Source organism: Streptomyces sp. 3214.6, assembly GCF_900129855.1.
Taxonomy (GTDB): domain Bacteria; phylum Actinomycetota; class Actinomycetes; order Streptomycetales; family Streptomycetaceae; genus Streptomyces; species Streptomyces soliscabiei.
The window spans coordinates 2,337,172-2,357,628 of record NZ_LT670819.1; the positions used below are offsets into that span (position 1 = coordinate 2,337,172).

The window sequence follows — 20,457 nt, forward strand, 5'->3', positions numbered from 1 at the left end:
CCGCTACTCCCACCCCTCCTCGTCCGCCCCGCCCTCGCCGCGTTCCCCGTCCTCGCGGAACTCGGTGACCCGTTCCAGCAGGATCGCCTCCCAGGCGCGCCGCAGCCGCGTGCGCGGGAGGGTGAGCGCCTCGACGGCGCGTGGGCCCGTGTCGTGGGCGTCGAGGTGCTGTGCGAGGTGGACGACGGTGTCGCAGCGGGCGAGCCACAGGCCGCGCAGGCAGGGGCGGGCGCCGTATCCGGCGAGGGTGGCGGCGCGGACGGCGGCGCCGGAGCCGACGGCGAGGGCCAGACCGGCGATGTCCTCGGCGGGGTCCCCGATGACCGCGTCGGTCCAGTCGAGGACGCCGCGTACCCGGCCGTCGGCGCTCACCACGAGGTGTTCGCCCCGCAGGGCGTGGTGGACGAGCACGGCGGTGGCGGGCTGCGCGGCGAGTTGGGCCGCGCCGGCGGGGGTGAGCTGGTGGAGGCGGGCGGCGTCGAACTCGTCGGCGCGGGCTAGGCGTTCGGCGGCGGTTACGGCCATCCGGCGCAGCGCCTCCAGGGAGCGTGGGGCGGTCCGCGGCACGCCGAGCGTCTCGGCCTGCCGGGGCGGCACCTCGCGCAGTCCCCTGAGCAGTCCGGCGAGGTCGGCCTCGCCGACGGCCGACACGTCGTGCTCCTCGGCCGTGCTTCCGGGCAGCCTGGTGTCGAGGGTGTAGGCGAGCCCCGGTGACCACTCACCGTGCGCGACGCTGGTCGGCACGGCGACCGGGATGTGCGGGCGGACGAGGTCGCGCAGTCGCAGTTCACGGCGGCGGCGCAGGGCCGCCTCGCGGTCGGCGGCGAGGCGCAGCACGTGGCGGGAGCCGACCCACCAGGTGGTGTGCGCGCCGCCCTCGGCGACGGGCCGTACCTCCGGCCCGATGCCGCGGGCGCCGCCCTCCTCGAGGAGCGCGCGGACCAGTCGGCGGACGGTGTCCGCGGTGGGTGTCGGTGCCTGGGTCATGGTCGCGCCGCTGCCGTTCGGGGTGGGTGCCGGGGACTCCTGAAGGGTGGATCAGTCCACTATGACCAGCTCACGGGTGGTGTTGTTGAGACGGCGTCCGCCGTCCTCGGTGACGGTGACGATGTCCTCGATGCGTACCCCGAACCGGCCCGGCAGGTACACGCCGGGCTCCACGGAGAAGCACATGCCGGGCACCAGGGGCCGCTCCTCGCCCTCGATCATGTAGGGCGGCTCATGGGTGGTGACGCCGATGCCGTGCCCGGTGCGGTGGATGAAGTACGCGCCGTAACCGGCGTCGGCGATGACGGCGCGGGCGGCCCGGTCGACCTCCTGACAGGCGACGCCGGGCCGGACCGCACGAAAGCCCGCCTCCTGGGCCTCGCGCACGACGTCGTGGACGCGGCGCTCCTCGTCGGTGGGCTCACCGACGTGGACGGTGCGGGAGGTGTCGGAGCCGTAACCGTCCTTGAGGCCGCCGAAGTCGAGGACGACCATGTCGCCGCGCTCGATGACCCGGTCGCCGACCTCGTGGTGCGGGTTGGCGCCGTTGGGCCCGGAGGCGACGATGGTGAAGTCGACCTGGGAGTGCCCGAACCGGCGCAGCAGGTCGGCGAGGTCGGCGCCGACCTCCGTCTCCCGGCGTCCAGCGAAGGGAACCTTCCGGATCTCCTCGTACGTTGCGTCTGCGGCCGCTCCCGCGGCCGCCATGAGCTCCAGCTCGGCCGCGTCCTTGACGGCGCGAAGCATGGGCAGGGCCTCGGTGAGGGAGGCGTAGGAGGTGGCGGGCAGGGTCTTCTGCAGGCCCAGCAGGTGCATCGCCCAGGCGTTGTCGCTGATCCCGAACCGGCCGCCCGTGTCGAGGAGGCCCGAGGTGAGGGCGTAGGGGTCCTTGCCGTCGGTCCAGTCCCGCAGGGTGAGTGCCGGGGCGCCGACCGCCTTCGCGGCGTCGGGGGCCTCCAGGGTCGGCACGACGAGGACGGGGTCTTGGCCGGCGGCCAGGACGAGCAGGGTGAGCCGTTCGGTGGCGGCGGTGGGCGCATACCCGGTGAGCCAGACGAGATCGGGTCCGGGCGCCACGAGCAGTCCGGCGAGTCCGGCGTCGGCGGCCTCGCGCGCCGCCCGCTCCATGCGGGCCCGGTAGTCGTCGGCGGTGAAGGGCGCGGGGGCGGTGCCGGTCATCCGGGCCTCCCAATGAAGAACGTAGTGAAAAACGTGGCGACTGAGGTGTGACGGACGTGGTGACACCGGTGTGGTGACCACGGGCAGCATCCTGCCCGTACGGCGGGGGTCGCGCGAGCCGATTGCGGGGGGTTTCGCACGGGTGGGCGGCCCGGATCAGGCGTCCAGGGCCATGCGCAGGCCGAGGAGCAGCAGCACACCGCCGGACACCTGCTCCAGGCGACGGCGCACCCCGGCCCGGGACAGGACGGTCTTCAGCCGGCCCACGCACCACACGTACAGGCCGTAGTAGCCGACCTCGTAGAGCGCCCAGAGCGCGGCGAGTACCACCATGGTCGGCAGATGCGGGGCGTCTTTCGGTACGAACTGCGGCAGGAAGGACAGGGCGAACACGGCCGCCTTGGGGTTGGCGAGGTTCAGCAGCAGTCCGCCCCGGTAGGAGGCCCAGCCGCGCTGTTCGACGCCCTCCCAGTCACCGTCGCCCCGCTCGCCGCCCTGCTCCGTCCGGCGGGCCTGCCACAGCGCTCGGCCGCCGAGCCAGACGAGCACGACGGCGCCGACGACCCGCAGCACGTCGTACGCCACCTGGGAGGCCGTCAGCAGGGCGCTCAGGCCGAACGCGGCGACGACGCCCCAGACGAACACCCCGGTCTCGTTGCCGAGGACGGTCAGGAAGCCGGAGCGGCGGCTGCGCAGCGACTGCTTGACGATCAGCACGGTGCTGGGTCCGGGCGAGGCGGCGACCAGGGTGCAGGCGCCCAGGAACGCCAGGCGTGAGGTCAGCATGGCGTTCATGGTGGCGTGCCGGGGCTGCGGGGGCCAGTGGTTTGCTTCCGGGTCGTCTCAGGTGACGACGCCGGGGATCGCCGTCAGCTGCTGGTAGCCGCCGCTTGCGTGGCGCACGGTCAGTTTCACCGCCCGGCCCGGCCGGGCTTCGTCGACCGCCCGGGCGAGGTCGGTCGCCGAGTCGATCCTGGTGCTGCCAAAGGTCAGCAGGACGTCGCCGCGGACCAGGCCCGCCGTGTAGCCGGGGCCGGGAATGTGGACGGCGACGACCTTGGCGCCCGCTTTCTCGGCGTCCACGACCTCCAGCCCCAGCGTGGCCTCGGCGGGGCGCGGTGAGGCGGTGGCCGACTCGGCAGCCCCGGAAGCCCCCGACGCCCCGGACGCCCCGGACGGTACGGGAGGGCCGCCGCGGCCCGGGGCGGTCCCGGCGCCCGGCATGCCCTGCCCTTGCAGTTCGGCCAGTCTGCTCATGCCGATCACGGTCGCCCCCACGGTGCCGAGTCCGATGCCGGACAGGACCAGGACGGTGCCGGCGGACAGGCCGAGAAGCAGGGTCGTCAGCCGTCGGCCGCGGCGGCGCGCGGCGTGCGGACGCCGGCCCCGGTCGTCCTGCCCGGCTCCGCCGCCCGGCTCCTGCCCCGGCATGGGCTTGGGACGCAACGCTGTCTGTTCCATGGATCGCCTCCGGCAGGTGCTCTACCCGGCGCAACGGCGCACCACGAGCCACGAACGAGTGAGACTGACCCGCGCCGCGGCCGTAACAGGGTCAGGAGATCGACAGGCGTGCAGCGGGTGGCGCGGCCGGCGCGAGGTCCGGCAGGAAACCGTGCGTGCGGCGGGCCAGGTACGCGGACTTGTAGCGGTCGACCTCGCGGTGCCAGTGCAGGATCCCCGACAGCCAGTTCCGCAGGTCGGCGACGTACTCCCCCATGGCCTCGCGGGCCTCGGACGAGAGGTCGAAGTCGTCGCAGAGGACGGGCAGGTCGTGCGCGATGATGTGCTCGAACTGCTGCATGCGCTGCGTCATCAGGTCGTGCACGATGCCCAGCGCGGTCGGGTAGTCGCAGCCGAAGAAGTTCTGCACGACGAGGATCGCGTTGTGCATCTCGCCCTCGTACTCGATCTCCTTCTGGTACGAGAAGACGTCGTTGGTGAGGCATGCGTAGTCCGCGGCGGCGTTCTCCAGCGCGCGCACGACGCCGCTGCGGTAGACCTCCGACGGGACTGCGGGGCTCTGGCCCATCCGGCACAGGCTCAGGGTGAGGTCGGAGCCGAAGGTGGCGCGGCGCATCTCCAGGTAGTCGACGGGGTCGGGGACGCGGTTCTGGAGCTGGTTTGACAGCTCCCACACCCAGCTCTCGGTCATGACGTCGACCGCGTCGCGCAGGGTGCGCCGCTGGTCGGGGGTCATGTCGGCGGTGGTGCGCGCCCACAGGTCGATCAGGCCGCGTTCCATGCCGTTGGCGGGGACGAGGGGCGTCTGAGCGCCGTCGACTGGCATGCAGGCCGACAGCCGGGCCGTGGTGATTCGGGCGGCGGCCAGGTCGCGGCGGCCGCCGAAGACCAGCGGGTAGTAGTCGTCGCCGTAGGTGCCCCAGGCGAGCCACTGGGCGCTGAGGTCGAGGGCTTCGGGGGTGGCGTCCGGGTCGAGGCCGGCCGAGCACAGGGGGAGGTCGTAGGCGACGAGTTTGTCCTCGTCCCAGACACCCTCCCGCAGCATGCCCATGCGGTGCATCCAGGCGGTCAGGCGCGGACGGCACGCCGGAAGATGCGGGCTGAGCTGGACCTGGAACGGCATGTGGAAGTCGGGCAGCAGGGACGGGCCGACCTTCTGGAACGGCACGTGCGCGTACGCGCGCAGGCGTTCGGCGGCGGCCGAGGCGAGCAACGCGCCGACGTCGGCGGCGGAGGTGCCGGGGCCGGTCAGCCGCTGCCAGGGCGCCTCGGACCTGGCGCCCTTGTTCATGTAGCGGCTGGAGCGCAGATGCCATTCATGACCGCCCGACTGCCAGTCCTGCAATCCCTTGGCATAGGCGGCGACCGCGAGGACCTCCTCGGGCGTGAGGCCCTTGTCCAGGGCGAGCGCCGGCACTTCGGTGAAGGCGGTGTGCTCGAACTGGTGGAGGCGGGAGGTGAGGATGTCGTTGACGGTGTCGGCGGCCTCCTGGGTGGTGCAGCCGAAGAACTTCTCCAGGACGAGCACCCCGTTGCTGTTCTCGCCCTCGTCCTCGACCTCGCGCTGGTAGGAGAACAGGTCGTTGCGCAGGTGCACGGCGTCGGAGAAGGTCTCCATCAGCACCCTGAGCGGCCGCGACCCGGCGACGGCGCCGGGCACTTCGGCGGCCGCGTACTCCACGAGCCCCGCCGACCAGGGAGCACCGCCCACCTTGCGGCGCATCTCGATGTACTCGACAGGGTTGGCGATCCGCCCCTCGTCGATGTTGGACAGCTCCCACATCGACTCGTTGAGCAGATGCTCCGTCGCCACGGCGAACCGGCGGCGCCAGTCCTCGGACATGGCCGGCACGGTGCGCGCCCACAGATCCTTCAGTCCCGCCTCGACCGGGTTGCGCGGCTCGGGCACGGGCGTCGACAGGTCCAGCGGCATGAACAGCGGCAGCCGGTCCAGGTGGGCCTTGCCGGCGGCGCGGTCGGGAGTGCGCTTGAACATGTCGAGGAAGTGGTCGTCGAAGAAGAACACCCACACATACCAGTCGGTGATCAACGACAGCGCGGGACCGTCACAGTCGGGGTGGGTGTAGGCGCAGAGCAGGCCGTAGTCGTGCGCCTCCAGGTCGGCCTGCTCCCAGATACCGGACCCCTCCAGCATGCCCATGTCGCGCGCCCACTGCGTCGAGTGGGCGCGCGCCTGGTCGACGTGCGGGTTCAGGCGCGCGGGATGCGGCATGTAGAAGTGCGGGAGTTCGAACGGTTGCGTCATGGCCGGGCCCTACCCGGGGGTGCGAACCGCCATCCTCCGAGAGGCACATGATCACACCATCGCGTGAATCGGGCGGGAAGTAGTGACCGTTCGAGAGCCGGCGCTCCCGTCAGCGGGTCCCCCGCACCACCTGCCCGATCCCGGTGCGCTGTGCCAGGAAGTCGGGCAGGCTCCGGGTGGCGATCCGGTCACGTTCGTCCAGGAGTTCGACCATGCCCTGATGCAGCGCGGTGTCATTCCCACCGGTCCATGCGGGGGGGGCCGCCCCGTATGCGCGGCCCACCCCTCACTCGCGCAACTGGATCAGCGCATGCGTTCCGCCGGTGCGCCAGCGTTGCCCCTCGGCGGCGACCAAGGCGGCCTCGGTGTCGGCGTCCAGGCCTGTGATCACCTCGGACTTCAGCGTGCGCAAGGCCGCGACCGGGCCGGGGAAATAGGCGGTGACGTCGGCGAAAGAGGTGGTCGGGGCCCAGCGGCTGTCGCCCACCAGACGGCGGTAGTTGAGGTCGCCCTTCACGATCGTCAGGGTGGCCGCCGCGAACTCGGCCCGCAGGTCGTCCGGCATGTCCGCGTACGGCAGCGGGGCCGCGGAGAACGCATGGGCGCGGACCGCCAGACTGCCGTCCGCCATGGCCGCCCACAGACGCCGTCCGTGGTCGGCGGCCGCTCCCCGCGCGCCCGTCAGCTTCCGCAGCGCGTCGACGACATCGGCCGTCGTTGCGTCGGAGACGTAGTACGGGTACGGCTTGACGTGCAGCACCACGCGGTCGCAGCGCCGGTGGGCGAGCAAGTGCGCCGCCAGGAGGAGATCGGGGATCAGCTCACGACCCGCGTTGTCGGCGACCAGGCACAAGGTGCGGACAGGGGTAGCGGTGTCGGTACGGGTACGGGTACCCGTACCCGACTCCGCGTCCACGTTCACCGCCGGCTCCGACTCCGTTCCCGGCAGCAGGGACCACAGTGTCTCGCTGTCGTCGGCGAGGAGTCCGGGTACGGCCTCCCGCTCCTCGGCCTCGGCGTCGGACAGCCGGAAGCCGAGGTCGGCGCGGTTGCCCCAGAGGGAGCCGTGCAGGAGGGCCCGGGACCGCTCCTCGACCGGGCGGCCCTCGAGGGTGTCGAGCACGTCCAGTTCCTCGCCGGTCTCGGGCGCGTCGAGCTCGGCGAGCTTGAAGGGACGGAAGGGGTCGATGCCCTGCCAGGGACCCGGTCCGAAATAGCCCACTGCGCCGAGGAGTTGACGGTAAAAGTAGCTTTCCGACCACAGCCAGGGCACATCGAACCAGGAGCGGCCGACGTACGCGTCGAGACCCCAGGTCCGCCACCGGTCCCGGTCGTGCGCGTCGTCGGGGAGCGGTTCGATCACGCCCTTGGTACAGCTGGCCAGCAGCGCGTCGAGACCCTGGTGGACCTCAGGGCCGTAGGGGAACGCGTCCCGCACCTGCCGGATGATCGCCGGATGCCGTTCGGCCAGGACGCTGTGGGGGAACGAGGCGGGCTCGTTGCCGAGGATCACGGGCGGGGCGGGGATGTCGGGCATGCCGATCACCGTATCGCGGGGCCGCCCGGCGACGGCCGCACGCGCACCCGCACGCACTGCGCGGCCACCGGCCACCGGCCACCGGGGGCAACCCTCTCGGCGCCCCCGGTCGCGCGGCCCCGGCGCCGTGCGCTGCCTACCCTCACACCGTCGCCATGATCTCCCGCTCCAGCCGCGCCGCGAGGCTCAGATAGCGGGGTCGGCGCGGTACGGGTACCAGGCCTCGGATGAGGACGTGCCACATCTCGGCCATCCGGCGCGGGAGTCGGCCCGCGGGTTCGCGGGAGCGGCCGACCACTCGGGTGCCCACGAAGAAGCAGACGAGGGAGTGGGCCACGGCGTCGACGTCGACGTCCGGGTGGATGTCGGACTCCTTGACCGCGCCGCCGAGCCGCCGGGAGATCAGGTCCAGCAACTCTGCGAAGGGATGCGGCAGGGGCGGCCGTACCGCCACTCCCCCGGTGGCGAGTCGCAGGCCGGCCCGGGCGATCGGACCCTCGACCGACAGCCGCGTCAGCCCGAACGTCAGGCGTATCAGCGCCTCCAGGGAGCAGTAGCCCCGGTCGTCGATCTCGCCGGCGACCCGGCGTGCGGCCTGGGACTGCAACTCCATGATGGCGTGGGCCAGGTCCTCCTTCGCCGCGAAATGGAAGTAGAGGGCGCCCTTGGTGACATGGGCGTGCTCAACGATGTCACTGAGGCTTGTCGACTCGTAGCCATGCCGGTCGAACAGGTCGGCGGCGGCCGTGATGATCGTCGTGCGGGTCTGTTCGGCGCGTAACTGCCTCGCCATCGATTGGTACTCTCCCGGGCCGGTAAAGAACGGGTCATGCCGTTTTTTCTTACCCCGCGTACACAATAGCTCACCGTACGAGGATACTGACCATGTATGCGAAGACCGCCGACTCCCCCTGCGATCCCCCGACTTGCCCGTGGATCACGGGCCTGTCGAGCGGCAACCTCCCATGACAAACGTACCTCGGGCATAGTCGAAGTGACCACAGAAAAAGACGGGATGCGCGGTTTCTACGCGCAACCGCCGAACGGTGAGGCCTTGGAGAGATGTGGTGACACGTGCCACTGAGCGCTGACGCGCCCGGCGAACGGTCCCTGAAACAGACGTAAGGCGGGCCGGCCGGTGTCCATCCACACCGGCCGGCCCGCCCGTTCATCGCACGCGGCGACTGTTCAGGAGTCCGCTCAGAAGGTCAGCTTCCAGCTGTTGAGGGTGCCCGTGTCCTGCGCGGCCGTGTCCTGGACGCGCAGCTTCCAGGTGCCGTTGGCGGCTTCGCCGGACGCGTCCACCGAGTAGGTGGTGCTCACGTTGTCCGCGGAGTCGGAGGAGCTGGCCGCCTTCAGCCGGTAGGCGGTTCCGTCGGGGGCCATCAGGTCGATCACCAGGTCGCCTCGGTAGGTGTGGGTGATGTCGACGCCGACCTGCAGGGCGCTCGGCGCGTTGCCGGTGCGGCCGCTGACGGCGATGGAGGACTCGATCGCGGAACCGTTGTCCGGGATGGCGACCGCGGTGGTGTTGGAGAAGGTGGTGCCCCCCGTGGAGCCGCCGGAGCCGCTCACCGCCTGCACCGTCCTGGCCGCGTCCGCCAGGCCCGCGCCACAGCCGCCGGAGCAGGAACCGGGCAGGGCACGGGCGTTGTTCTTGATGGCCGTCTCGATCTGCGCCGGGGTCAGCGAGGAGTTCGCCGACTTCATCAGTGCGACCAGGCCCGCGATGTGCGGGGTGGCCATGCTGGTGCCCTGGTAGTAGGCGTACGACTCGCTGGACGGCGTCTTGGTGCCGGCGTTCAGCGTGGACAGGATGCCGTTCGCGGTGCCGGTGCTGGTCTGGCCGCCGGGCGCCGAGATGTCCACGAGGGAACCGTAGTTGGAGTAGGAAGCCTTGGCGCCGGTGCGGTTGGTCGCCGCGACCGAGATGACGTTGTTGCAGTTGCCCGGCGAGTGGTTCGCGACGTTGTCGTTCTCGTTGCCGGCGGCGACGACGACGGTCGTGCCGCGGTTCACGGCGGCGGTGATCGCGCTCTGGGTCGCCGAGGTGCACGCCCCGTCGCCGCCCAGGCTCATGTTGATGACCTTGGCGACGTTGGAGTTGGCGGGAACACCGGAGACGGATCCGCCGGACGCCCAGGTGATGGCGTCGATGATGTCGGAGTCGTAACCGCCGCACTTGCCGAGGACCCGGACCGGCGAGATCTTCGCGCCGTACGCGAGGCCCGCGACGCCCTTGTTGTTGTTCGTGACGGCGGCGATGGTGCCGGCGACGTGGGTGCCGTGCCAGGAGGAGTTGCTGGCCGGGATGCCGGAGCCGCACTCGTTGGCGGCGTAGTAGTCGCCGGGGTCGGCCGGGTTGCTGTCGCGGCCGTCGCCGTCGACGGAGACCGCGGTGTCGGCGATGAAGTCGTAACCGCCGACGATGTTCGCGGCGAGGTCGGAATGCGCGACGTAACCGGTGTCGATGACGGCGACCGTGACGCCGGTGCCGGTCGAAGTGGCCCAGGCACCCGGCACGTTCATGCCGGCGGTGGACTCGAAGAGGTCCCACTGCTTGGCGTACTCGGTGTCGTTGGGGTCGGCCTTCGGCTTGTTCAGCCGGTCCGGGACGACGTAGGCGACCTGGGGGTCGGCCTGGTACCGGGCGACGACGTCGGCGACGTCCGCCTTCGTGAGGTCGTCACCCAGGTCGACCAGGGCGGCGCCGGTGCCGAGCCGGCGCTGGAAGTCGACGTCCTCGCCGGTCTCCTTGCCCTTGGCGGCGGCGTCGGCCTCGGCGGCCGGGTTGGACTTCGCCTCGGCGGCGCCGGACTTGTAGCCGACGATGAGACGCTCGGCCGGGGTGCCGGGCGCGGCCTCGGTCTGGACGGCGGGAACGGCGGAACCCTGGGAAACGGTTTCCTGGGCGGCGACGGCCGAGGCGGTGGAGGCGGCGGTGAGCAGGGCCGCGGAGAGCGCGGCGGCGGATATCAGTTTCCGTCTCAGGGCGGGTGACGTGCGCATGGGCGTGCCTTTCGGGGCCGGCTCCGGGCAGCGTGGAGCAGCGGTCGATTCGCTTCGGTGCCGAAGCGGCGGGGGGTGCATCGAAGAGCAGCGCGGAAGGCCGGCCAAGGCGCGGGCGCCGACCCCGTCGGGGTTACCTGTGGGTCGGCTGTGGTGGAACGATAGGCAAAGGATCAGTCATGCCGATACAGGGGAAACCCTCGATCCGGCCGGAAACCCACCCTCGACGGGCACGACCGGTCAGACATCGCCCGTTTTGATCCACCGTTCACTTCACGGCTGGTCCGCCGCCGATCCGCGGCCGATCCGCGGCTGGTCCGCGGCCGATCCGCGGCCGATCCGCGGCTGATTCGCGGCTGATTCGCGGCCGATCCCCCTGTGCACTGCGAGGGCCGCAGGGTGCGCACTGAACGCGCCGGGCCGGTTTTCCGTACTGAGGACAGTCCGTTCCCGCGTCGGCCGAGGAGACGTCCCCGATGCCCCGCACCACCGCACACCGCACCGCAGCACTGGCGGTCGCCACCGTGAGCCCGCTCCTGCTGGGCCTGTGGGCCGCCGGACCGGCCCAGGCGCACGGCGCCCCCACGGATCCGGTCAGCCGGGTGTACGCCTGCTCCCCCGAGGGCGGCGCCGACGCGAGGACCGCGGCCTGCCGCGCGGCCGTCGACGCCAACGGCACGTCCTTCGCCGCCTGGGACAATCTGCGGGTCGCGAACGTGAACGGTCGCGACCGGCAGACCATCCCCGACGGGCAGTTGTGCAGTGGCGGTCTGGCGGCGTACAAGGGCCTGGACCTCGCCCGCGCCGACTGGCCGTCGACCCGGCTGACGCCGGGCGGGACGCTGCGGATGACGTATGCGTCGACGATCGCGCACACCGGCACGTTCAAGCTGTATCTGACGAAGCCTGGATACGACCCGTCGAAACCGCTTACCTGGTCCGATCTTCCGGAGCGTCCGTTCGCCGAGGTCAAGGATCCGGCGCTGACGGACGGCGCCTACCACCTCACGGCGAAGCTGCCCGCCGATCGAACCGGACGTCAGATGCTCTACACGATCTGGCAGAACACCAGCACGCCCGACACGTACTACTCGTGCTCGGACGTGGTGTTCTCGGAAGCGGTTTCACAGAACAAGCCGGAGAGCGGCGCGGCGACCGAGGCGCCCGCCGCGGCCACGCCGAAGCCCTCCGCGAGTCCGACGCCGGCCCGGGCGTCCACGGTGTCCGGCAGCCCGTCGGCGTCTGCGGCGCCCGACGCCGCGGGCGCGCAGGCCGCCGTGGCCACTCCGCAGAGCACCCCGGTGGCGGCCGACAGCGCGCCGGGCTCCGGGCCGTCCGCGCCCATGCTGGCGGGCGGCGCCGCGGCGGTGTTGGTGCTCACCGGCGGCGCCGCCCTGGTGGTACGTGTGCGTCGGCGCTGACCGGCGTACGGACGGCGTCAGCTTGTCCGTCCGTGCACCGGCCGCCTATGTCCGCGGACGCTGCCGCTCCAACGCTGGGGCGATGATGAGTCAGTTGACGGTGACGGCCGAGGATCCGTCGGTCACCGGGGCGTACTTCGCGGTGAAGTAGCCGTTGGCGAAGCAGAGCGACGAGCCGGACGACTTGGCGAACTGCTGGCTGGTGAAGTTGATGCTGTTGTCGGTGTTGCTCGTCGTGCCGGTCAGGCTGGCCGCCTGGTAGACGCAGTTGATGCTGCCCAGCAGTGTGCGCAGCACGACCGTGGTCTGGATGGTGGAGCCGCTCGCCGGGGTCACGGTGATGGTGCCGTTCGACCCCACGCTGGCGGTGTACGGCAGGTTGTTGACCGTGACGCTGGTGACGCCGAGCACGCCGACCACGTTCGCGGTGCAGTTGTTGAAGGTGTGCGCGGTCAGCGACTCGGTGGCGGTACCGGGCGCCGTCGGGTTGTCGGTGACGGTGGCCTTGAACGCGGACGTGCCACAGGAGACGCCGCTGGTGCCGGTCGCGCTGGAGTACAGCGTGGCGGCGGTGCCGCTGGCCAGCGACGCGTTGAGGACGTCACCGACGGCGACGTCGCCGTTCGCGGTCGTCAGCACCGCACCGGCCGCGGAGGCCGGGGTGACTGCCGTCAGGGAGAGGGCGGCGACAGTTCCAGCGAGGGCGAGGAGGGAGCGGGAGCGGGTGCGCATGCGGGTGCCTCTTTCTCAAGTGGGGCGTTTTTCGGGGGAGTTGGGAGGTTCGAGAGAGTAGGGGGTGTGCGAGGTGAACCGGCGCGTTGCCTTTCGAGCAACATGGGGGACGCGGGTCGGCGTCCGCCGTTGCCGGCCCGTGACGCCTTCTCCGTACGTGACGGACCGGCAACGGCAGCCGGCCGGTGACCGGCCGGAGGCACTGGCGAGTGCTCCGGCCGGGCCGGGCGGAAGGGGCGACCGGTCGCGGCCCGCAGGGGGAAGCGGCCGTGCCGGTGCCGTGAAGGGACGAGCTCGGGACCGAGGGCCCGTACTGGCTGAAAGGAGTCCGGGGGTGCGGACGATGTCCGCCGCACTACGGATCCGGCGCCACGGATCCGGGCTCAGCCAGGGAGAGTTGTAGACCTGAGGATCAGTCAACGTCAAGGCTCGGCACGGAAGTTGATGATCCAACAGATAAATGCGAAGGCCGGGGACAACGAGTGATCCACAAGCGGTACATGATGAACACTCTTTTTCCACATCTCCCTTGACCCGCTGATGTAACCATCGGTAACTTCCAGGGTGGCTACTGCCGCGTAACCAGAAAGCCCTTGCGATTTCCGGGAGTCGCGAGGACGGGTGCACGGCAGCCGCTGTCCGCGCCAGGGCAACGTGCCACTGAAGCCCGACCCGCATGACTTAGCGCATGGGAGCAGACATGGCCTCGTCCCCGGACGTCACGTCGTCCGTAGACAACACCCCCGAGAACCCCGACAGCGGTTCCGCAGAGAGACGTGGCCGGGTCCGGCTGCGCCGGGCCGCCGTGATGGCGGTGCCCGCCACCTTCGTCGCCGCAGGGCTCGCGGTCCTCACCGCGCAGGGCGCTCTGGGCGTGCAGTTCGCCATCTCCGGCATGCCGTTCGTGGTCACCGCCGACAGGCTCGACGGCGAAGGGTTCGCACAGTTCGGCGGACTGGACAACATGATCGAGAACAGCCCCAACCAGGGGGACACCGGCGGCCAGGTCCTGGTCGTCACCTCGGTCGTGAAGAACGGCAAGATCACCAATATGTGCCAGAGCGTCGACCTCGGTGGCATCCAGCTCGTCCTCAGGGCCGGCGGCGGGTCCAACCCGGTGAGCGTGAAGAACCTGGCGATCGACTCCGACCAGATCACGGGCGACGCCGAGTTCAACAACATCGAGATCGGCCGTGACTCCAGCACCTTCGACAAGGTCCCGATCCAGGGCCCCGCGGGTGTCTACGGTCAGCAGGCCGACACGGTCGTCATCAAGAACCTGTACCAGCACAACTACGCGGCCACCGCCGCCGTCTTCAAGCTTCCCGGCCTGAAGATGAGCTTCTCGAGCGAGGGCTGCAAGTAATGACCTTCACCCAGTGGCGGGACCGCTTCCGCGGGTGGAGAGGCCACCGGCCCTTCGCAGGCGGCGTGCTGCTCGTCCTGGGCGGCGCCGAGATCCTGGTGACCATGAAGGCACCGCTTCCGGTCATCCTGCATGTCGGCATGCAGGGCCTGGCGGGCTACCTCCTGCCGACCCTCATGGTCCTCTGCGGCCTGCTGATCCTCTTCAACCCGGCTCAGCGGCTGTTCTACTCGATCATCGCCATCATGCTCTCCCTGGGCACCTGGCTCACCTCCAACATCGGCGGCTTCGTCGTCGGCCTGTTGTTCGGCGCCGTGGGCAGTTGCCTCGCCTTCGGGTGGGTGCCCGACCAGGAGCCGCGCCAGAGCCGCCGCAAGCAACGCAAGGAGACCCAGGCCGACCGGGCCGCCGAGACCATCCGGCAGAGCAACCCCCTGCCCGGGGCGGGGAAGCCCGCCTGACACACGGCGCCGCTCGCGGACCCGATTCCGCGCCCGGACCCGACCCGCGCCCGGACAGGACACACGTCCTACGTCCGTACGCCGCTTCAGCACTTCACCGGCGGGGCCGGGAGTACCTGCGCACAGCGGGCCACTCCCGGCCCCGCCGGTCTCGTCGCCCCCCCCTCGCTCCAGCCCGCCCCTCCTTCGTCTCTTCCTCACCTCTCTTGTCTCTCTTTCGCGCCCTCCGCCGCTCGTCATCCGAACAGGTGACTTGGGAACTTGTTTGCCGTCGCGGGGAGTTCTGCGGACGATCACTGCAATGGGTTCGAGGTGAAGGAGCGACACCGGCATGGTGTTCAAACGGCTGCTCGGGGCGATCGGCGTAGGCGGCCCCTCGGTGGACACGGTGCTCGACAGCGGGGCGGTGCTGCCCGGCGGTGTGCTGTCGGGGCAGGTCCGCCTGCGGGGCGGCGATGCGGCCGTGGAGATCAAGGAAATCGGCCTGGAGTTGATCGCGCGCGTCGAGGCGGAGCACGAAGAGGGCGAGAGCGAGGGCACCGTCGGCTTCGATCGGTATGTCGTCGGCGGCGGGTTTCGGCTCGGCGAGGGCGAGGAGCTCAGCGTGCCGTTCACGGTCATGGTGCCCTGGGAGACACCGGTCACCGAGCTGTACGGACAGCCGCTGGGCGTCGTTCTGGGGGTGCGCACCGAACTCGCCGTGGTCGGCGCCCGTGACCGGGGCGACCTCGATCCGCTCACCGTCCGTCCGCTGCCCGTGCAGGAAGCCGTCCTCGAAGCGCTCGGGCAGCTCGGGTTCGGCTTCCGCTCCGCCGACCTGGAGTACGGCCGCATCGGCGGCACGGGGCAACGGCTGCCGTTCTACCAGGAGATCGAGCTCACCCCTGCCCCGCAGTACGCGCACGCGGTGACCGAGATCGAGCTGACCTTCCTCGCCACCCCGTCCGACCTGGAGGTCGTGCTGGAGGCCGACAAGCGCGGCGGCCCGCTCACCCCCGGCCATGACGCGCTGAGCCGCTTCACGGTGCGCCACGACGACGTCCCCGTCCTCGACTGGAACAGCGAGGTCGACGGCTGGATCCGCCGGCTGACCGAACACCGCGAGGCGTACGGCGCGCAGGCATACGTCCACGCCGCGCCGCACACCGACCACCGCACGGAACACGGCTCCGGCCCGGGTGTGGGTACGGCGGTCGCCGCGGGCGCGGCCGGCCTGGCCGTTGGGGTCGTCGGCGGGATGGTGGCGGCCGAAGTGGTGGACGAGATCGGCGACTTCTTCGAGGGAGAGGACGACGAAGCGGACGCGGACGAGGAGGGTGGCGAGGACTGACGCGGACGGCGAGGGCTGGGGCGGACGGCGAGGGCTGACGCGGACGGCGGATTTTCTTCCCTCGGGCCGCCGAGGGTGAAGAATTGGCACATCGCCTTTCACCACGTTGTCGGCAGTGGGAGGTTGATCGCATGGACAGCGACGAGAACGACGCCATCGACACCGGGACGGCACACTCCGCGCGCATCTACGACTACATCATCGGCGGCAAGGACCACTTCCCGGCGGACCGCGAGGCCGGCGACACGATGGTCCGGGAATGGCCCGCGCTCCCCGTGCACAGGCGCGCCAATCGCGACTTCATGAACCGCGCCGTGCGCCACCTCGCCCGGGAGGCGGGGATACGCCAGTTCGTCGACATCGGCAGCGGCATCCCCACCTCGCCCAACCTTCACGAGATCGTCCAGGCGGCGGCCCCGGACGCCCGGGTGGTGTATCGACTTCTCGACCCGCTGCCGCCGGGCAGTCATCTGGCGATGTCCATCGGCACCGCGGACTTCGCGCCGGCGGAGGTCGGCCGGGTCGCCCGCGAGTACGCGGCCCGTGGCATGCCGATGCGGTTGCGCACCCGCGCGGAGGCGGCGGAGTTCTTCACGGGCCTCGACCTCGTGGACCCCGGCATCGTCCAGGTCCACCGATGGCGCCCCGACGGCATCGGCACCGAGGTGGTGCGTGACGAGGACATCGCGATGTACGGGGCGGTGGCGCGCAAACCCTGAGCCCGCCACGGCCGCTCAGGATTGACGAACAGTCAACTCACCTGCGGACATGCTCCCCCAGCGCTGTCGTCCACGTCGTAGATCACAATGCGGCAGCGGCATCTCACCCCATGTGGTTGCTCACTTGACTACCACCGGTCACACACGGTTGGCTCCGAGCCAACGAAAGTCGTCAGCCGGGGCACGCCCCCTCGCTCCGGCGCCGCTCGCCCCGTCCTCCTGCTCTGCCGCACAGCGAGGTGCAGCCCCCCATGAACACTCCCCTCCCCGCTCCCCCGTCTTCGGGGTCCCCCAGATCCGTGCGCCTCGTCGTCCTGGCCGCGGCCTGCTGTCTTCTCCTGGCCGGCTGCTCCGGCGTCCCCTCGTCCGGCTCGGACGCGGACGCGGCGGGCCGCTCGGCCAACCGGATCAAGCTCGCCCTGGTCACCCACGGCGCCAAGAGCGACGCCTTCTGGGAACTGGTACGCAAGGGCGCCGAGGCGGCGGCCGCCAAGGACGGCGTCGACCTGACCTACGCCAGCGACTCCGACGGCGCCGGACAGGCCGAGCTGATGCGGGACGCGATCGCCGACCGCGTCGACGGCATCGCGGTGACGCTGGCCAAGCCGCAGGCCATGAAGAGCCCGGTGGCCGCGGCCAAGGCGGCCGGCATACCCGTGGTCGGTCTCAACTCCGGTATCGACGCCTGGCGTTCGGTGGGACTGCTGGAGTACTTCGGCCAGGACGAGAGCGTCGCGGGCCGTGCCGTCGGCGACAAGCTCGACGGCCTCGGCGCGAAGCACGCCCTCTGCGTCATCCACGAGCGGGGCAACATCGCCTTGGAGGCGCGCTGCGCGGGCGTGAAGAAGACGTTTACCGGCGACACGGAGATGCTCTACGTCGACGGAACGGACATGGACGCGGTGACCGCCGCCGTGACGACACGTCTCCAGCAGAACCCCGACATCGACGAAGTCATCGCCAACGGCGCGCAGTTCGCGCTCGCCGCGGTGCAGGCGGCCGGGAAGGCGGACAGCAAGGCCAAGGTCGCCACGTTCGACCTCAACAAGGACCTGGTCTCGGCCGTCCGTGACGGCAGTGTGCAGTTCGCGGTGGACCAACAGCCGTATCTCCAGGGATACCTGGCCGTGGACGCACTCTGGCTCTACAGGACCAACGGCAACGTCAGCGGCGGCGGTGTGGCCCCTGTGCTGACGGGCCCGGCCTTCGTCACGAAGACCAACGTAGCCGACGTCACCCGCTTCGCCTCCGCCGGAACGCGCTGACCTGGCAGTTCTCGCGCTTTCCCTCCGTTTCCTCTGTTTTCTCCGTTCTCTCTTCGTATCCCCACTCCCCCGTTGATCGCCCTAGGACGACTATGTCTCCACGGACAGGTGCCCGGCGCCGCCGTCTCGGCTCCATACGTCTCTCCCTGATTCTCCTGGCGCTGGTGCCCAGCGTCACCCTCGCCGCCATGTGGGGTGTGACGACGACCCAGATGTTCACGGAGGGGCTGCGGCTGCGTGCGCAGACCGAACTGAGCCGGGCGACCGGCGCCATGGGCACCGAGGCGACGCTCTCACTGCAGCGGGAACGCAGTCTCTCGGCCGTGTGGCTGGCCTCGCCGGCCGGTTCCCGGGCCGCGCTGGACGCACAGCGCAAGCAGACGGACGCGGCGGCCGCGAAGCTGACCGCCCGACGGGACGACATCCAGCGGGCGCCCGCTCGTGTCAGGGACCGGTTGTACTCGGTCGTCGCCTCCGTGAGCAGCCTGGAGTACTACCGGGGCCAGGTGGACGATCCCACCGACATCACCGCCGCGCAGGCGCTCGACCAGTACACCTCGATCATCGACGACCAGATCCACGCCTTCCAGGAGCTCTCCCAGGTCGACGACGGCGACCTCACCTCGCAGGCCGGCCCGCTCGTCGCCCTGGAGCACGCGGCGGAACTGGTCTCCGAGGAGGATCTGCAGCTCACCCTGGCCGGGCCGAAGAAGCGGATGGACGAGAAGACGTGGGCCGAGTTCGCGCAGCTGGTGAACACGCGGCGCTGGCTCGTGCAGGACCAGATCGTCCCCTCGCTCACCGGCGCCGCGAAGGTGCAGACCGAGAAGATCCTGACGAGCTTCCAGTGGCAGACCCTGCAGGCCATCGAGGACAAGGTGCTCGCGGCCCGGGCGAAACAGAGCGAAAACGGTGACATCGTGTTGCCGGACGTGCAGAAGCAGTGGCGTGCCGCACTCATCGACGTCTCCGACCAGTACCAGGCACTCATCCAGCGACAGACCACCAAGCTGCTGCAGAACAGCGCGGACGACTCGCGCGGCCTGCTCATCAAGGCCGCCTCGCTGAGCGCCGGCGGTCTCGTCGCCCTGTTGGTGTGCGTCGGCATGTCCTGGCGGATCACCCGCTCGCTGTCCAGGCGGCTGCGCGGGCTGCGGGAGGCCACGCTGAGCCTGGCGCACGAACGGCTCCCGGACGTGGTGACCCGGCTGGACCGGGGGGAGACCGTCGACGTGGACTCGGCGACCCCGCCGCTGGACTACGGCGACGACGAACTCGGCGAGGTGGCCAAGGCGTTCAACACGGCACAGCGCACCGCCGTGCACACCGCGGTCGAACTCGCCGACACCCGGCGGGGTTTCCAGAAGGTCATCCTCGGCATCGCCCGGCAGAGCCAGAACCTGGTCAACCTCCAGCTCAGCAAGCTCGACGCGCTGGAACGGCGTCACCAGGACCCCGACATCCTGGCCGGTCTGTACGAACTGGACTCCACGGCCAGCCAGTTGCGCCGCTACGAGGAGAACCTTGTCATCATCAGCGGCGGCCGGCCGGGACGCAGCTGGTCGGAGCCGGTGGCGCTGATCGACATCCTGCGCAGCGCCGTCGGGGAGGTGGCCGAGTACCGGCGGGTGGAGGTGCACACCGAGGAGGAGGTGTGCATCGCGCCGCCCGCCGTGGCCGACGTGATCCATCTCCTTGCCGAGCTCATCGACAACGCGACGTCCTACTCGCCGGCGCCCGGTCCGGTCGGGGTACGGGCCGCTCTGGTGGCCAAGGGTCTGGCGATCGAGGTCGAGGACCGTGGCCTCGGCATGTCCGAGGAGGACTACGCCTCGTTCAACGCGCAGTTGGCGGTCCCTCCGCAGTTCGACGTGGTGGCGCTCGCCGACGACCTGCGGCTGGGCATGTTCGTGATCGCCCGGCTCGCGACCCGGCACGGCATCGCCGTGACCCTGCGCTCCTCGCCGTACGGCGGCACCACCGCCATCGTCCTGGTCCCGCACGACATCGTGGTCCGCGAGACCCTCGGCTCCGAAACACCGGTGGCGGGCGGTGCGGTGGACGCCCCGGACCGAGCCACGTCCAGCCGGGAGCAGGAGCCCAGCGCTTCCGGCCCCGAGCGGGACCGGTCGTCCTTCGCGGCGCAAGACACCCCCCACCGGACGCCGGACTCCCCGTCCCCGTCCCCGTCCCCGTCCCCGTCGGACGGTGCGGCGCCGGTGGACGGTGCGGCGCCGGTGGGCCACTCGCCGCTGCCGAGGCGCAGGACGTCGAACTCGGCGGACCCCTCTCGCGGGGCGGCGACGGCGACGGTCCGGGCCCCGCAGGAGGCCCCTGCCCGCCCCGCAGGCCTCGCCCCGCTGCCCCGCCGAGTGCCGCAGACCAGCCTCGCCACCGAGCTGCGCGAGGACTCCGCGGCGGCCGCCGCCGCGTCCGTCGAGGAAGACGGTTTCCCGGACGACTTCACCGCGGAGCGGGCCGCCTCTTCCCTCGCCGGCTTCCAGCGCGGCACGCTGCGGGCCCAGGCCGACACGGACACCGATACCGAAGCCGACTCCAGCTCCGGCCCCGACTCCGGCTCCAGCTCCAGCTCCAGCTCCAGCCCACGCTTCGACACCCCACTGTCGGGCTTGCAGGAGACGTCCGCCGAGGAGGCCGCTCCCGGACCACCGGTCGCCGCAGGCACCGCCCAGACCCCGACACCTCCCACCGACCGCTCATGAA

16 protein-coding genes are annotated in these 20,457 nt (G+C 70.9%); 7 read left to right on the forward strand and 9 right to left on the reverse strand.

The genetic code is table 11. The annotated features are described in order from the left end of the window. Positions 1-3: 3 nt before the first annotated feature. The 8 genes from B5557_RS10460 to B5557_RS10495 form a co-directional block, all read right to left on the reverse strand. Positions 4-987, reverse strand: a complete 984-nt coding sequence (locus tag B5557_RS10460) for an aminoglycoside phosphotransferase family protein (RefSeq protein ID WP_079658859.1) — start codon at positions 985-987, stop codon at positions 4-6. A 51-nt stretch (positions 988-1,038) separates the two neighbouring features. Next, a complete protein-coding gene (locus tag B5557_RS10465) occupies positions 1,039-2,166 on the reverse strand; it encodes an aminopeptidase P family protein (RefSeq protein ID WP_079658860.1) in 1,128 nt (375 codons plus the stop codon). Between the two features lie 156 nt (positions 2,167-2,322). Further along, positions 2,323-2,952, reverse strand: coding sequence for a LysE family translocator (locus tag B5557_RS10470; protein ID WP_079658861.1), 630 nt, complete (start codon positions 2,950-2,952; stop codon positions 2,323-2,325). 57 nt (positions 2,953-3,009) lie between these two features. Next, on the reverse strand, positions 3,010-3,627 hold the full coding sequence (locus tag B5557_RS10475) for a PDZ domain-containing protein (protein WP_079658862.1): 618 nt from the start codon (positions 3,625-3,627) through the stop codon (positions 3,010-3,012). 91 nt (positions 3,628-3,718) lie between these two features. Next, positions 3,719-5,893 (reverse strand): germacradienol/geosmin synthase Cyc2, encoded by a 2,175-nt coding sequence (cyc2, locus tag B5557_RS10480; protein ID WP_079658863.1) that lies wholly within the window; start codon positions 5,891-5,893, stop codon positions 3,719-3,721. A gap of 286 nt (positions 5,894-6,179) precedes the next feature. Continuing rightward, on the reverse strand, positions 6,180-7,430 hold the full coding sequence (locus B5557_RS10485) for a damage-control phosphatase ARMT1 family protein (RefSeq protein WP_079658864.1): 1,251 nt from the start codon (positions 7,428-7,430) through the stop codon (positions 6,180-6,182). 142 nt (positions 7,431-7,572) lie between these two features. After that, complete coding sequence (locus B5557_RS10490) at positions 7,573-8,223, reverse strand: ScbR family autoregulator-binding transcription factor (RefSeq protein ID WP_079658865.1); 651 nt, start codon at positions 8,221-8,223, stop codon at positions 7,573-7,575. 407 nt (positions 8,224-8,630) lie between these two features. Beyond that, positions 8,631-10,439: a S8 family peptidase gene (locus B5557_RS10495; protein WP_079658866.1), complete on the reverse strand. Its 1,809-nt coding sequence runs from the start codon at positions 10,437-10,439 to the stop codon at positions 8,631-8,633. Between the two features lie 476 nt (positions 10,440-10,915). On the opposite strand from B5557_RS10495, the gene B5557_RS10500 reads away from it, so the two are divergent. Beyond that, on the forward strand, positions 10,916-11,860 hold the full coding sequence (locus B5557_RS10500) for a lytic polysaccharide monooxygenase auxiliary activity family 9 protein (protein WP_079658867.1): 945 nt from the start codon (positions 10,916-10,918) through the stop codon (positions 11,858-11,860). A gap of 90 nt (positions 11,861-11,950) precedes the next feature. On the opposite strand, the gene B5557_RS10505 is transcribed toward B5557_RS10500, so the two are convergent. Then, positions 11,951-12,592, reverse strand: a complete 642-nt coding sequence (locus B5557_RS10505; RefSeq protein ID WP_079658868.1) for a Tat pathway signal sequence domain protein — start codon at positions 12,590-12,592, stop codon at positions 11,951-11,953. Between the two features lie 700 nt (positions 12,593-13,292). Here B5557_RS10505 and B5557_RS10510 point away from each other — a divergent pair. The 6 genes from B5557_RS10510 to B5557_RS10535 all read left to right on the forward strand — a co-directional run bounded on the left by B5557_RS10510 (position 13,293) and on the right by B5557_RS10535 (position 20,456). Further along, positions 13,293-13,958 carry a DUF6230 family protein gene (locus B5557_RS10510; RefSeq protein ID WP_079658869.1) on the forward strand — a complete coding sequence of 222 codons (666 nt, stop codon included), beginning with the start codon at positions 13,293-13,295 and terminating at the stop codon, positions 13,956-13,958. Then, positions 13,958-14,419: a DUF6114 domain-containing protein gene (locus B5557_RS10515; RefSeq protein ID WP_079658870.1), complete on the forward strand. Its 462-nt coding sequence runs from the start codon at positions 13,958-13,960 to the stop codon at positions 14,417-14,419. Before B5557_RS10510 ends, B5557_RS10515 begins: the two co-directional genes overlap by 1 nt. 331 nt (positions 14,420-14,750) lie before the next feature. Then, positions 14,751-15,749 carry a sporulation protein gene (locus B5557_RS10520; protein WP_079658871.1) on the forward strand — a complete coding sequence of 333 codons (999 nt, stop codon included), beginning with the start codon at positions 14,751-14,753 and terminating at the stop codon, positions 15,747-15,749. Positions 15,750-15,880: 131 nt separating this feature from the next. Continuing rightward, a complete protein-coding gene (locus B5557_RS10525) occupies positions 15,881-16,468 on the forward strand; it encodes an SAM-dependent methyltransferase (RefSeq protein ID WP_079658872.1) in 588 nt (195 codons plus the stop codon). Positions 16,469-16,719: 251 nt separating this feature from the next. Further along, positions 16,720-17,733 carry a substrate-binding domain-containing protein gene (locus tag B5557_RS10530; RefSeq protein WP_079658873.1) on the forward strand — a complete coding sequence of 338 codons (1,014 nt, stop codon included), beginning with the start codon at positions 16,720-16,722 and terminating at the stop codon, positions 17,731-17,733. 92 nt (positions 17,734-17,825) lie between these two features. Continuing rightward, positions 17,826-20,456: a sensor histidine kinase gene (locus B5557_RS10535; RefSeq protein WP_079658874.1), complete on the forward strand. Its 2,631-nt coding sequence runs from the start codon at positions 17,826-17,828 to the stop codon at positions 20,454-20,456. The last annotated feature ends 1 nt before the right edge of the window (position 20,457 follow it).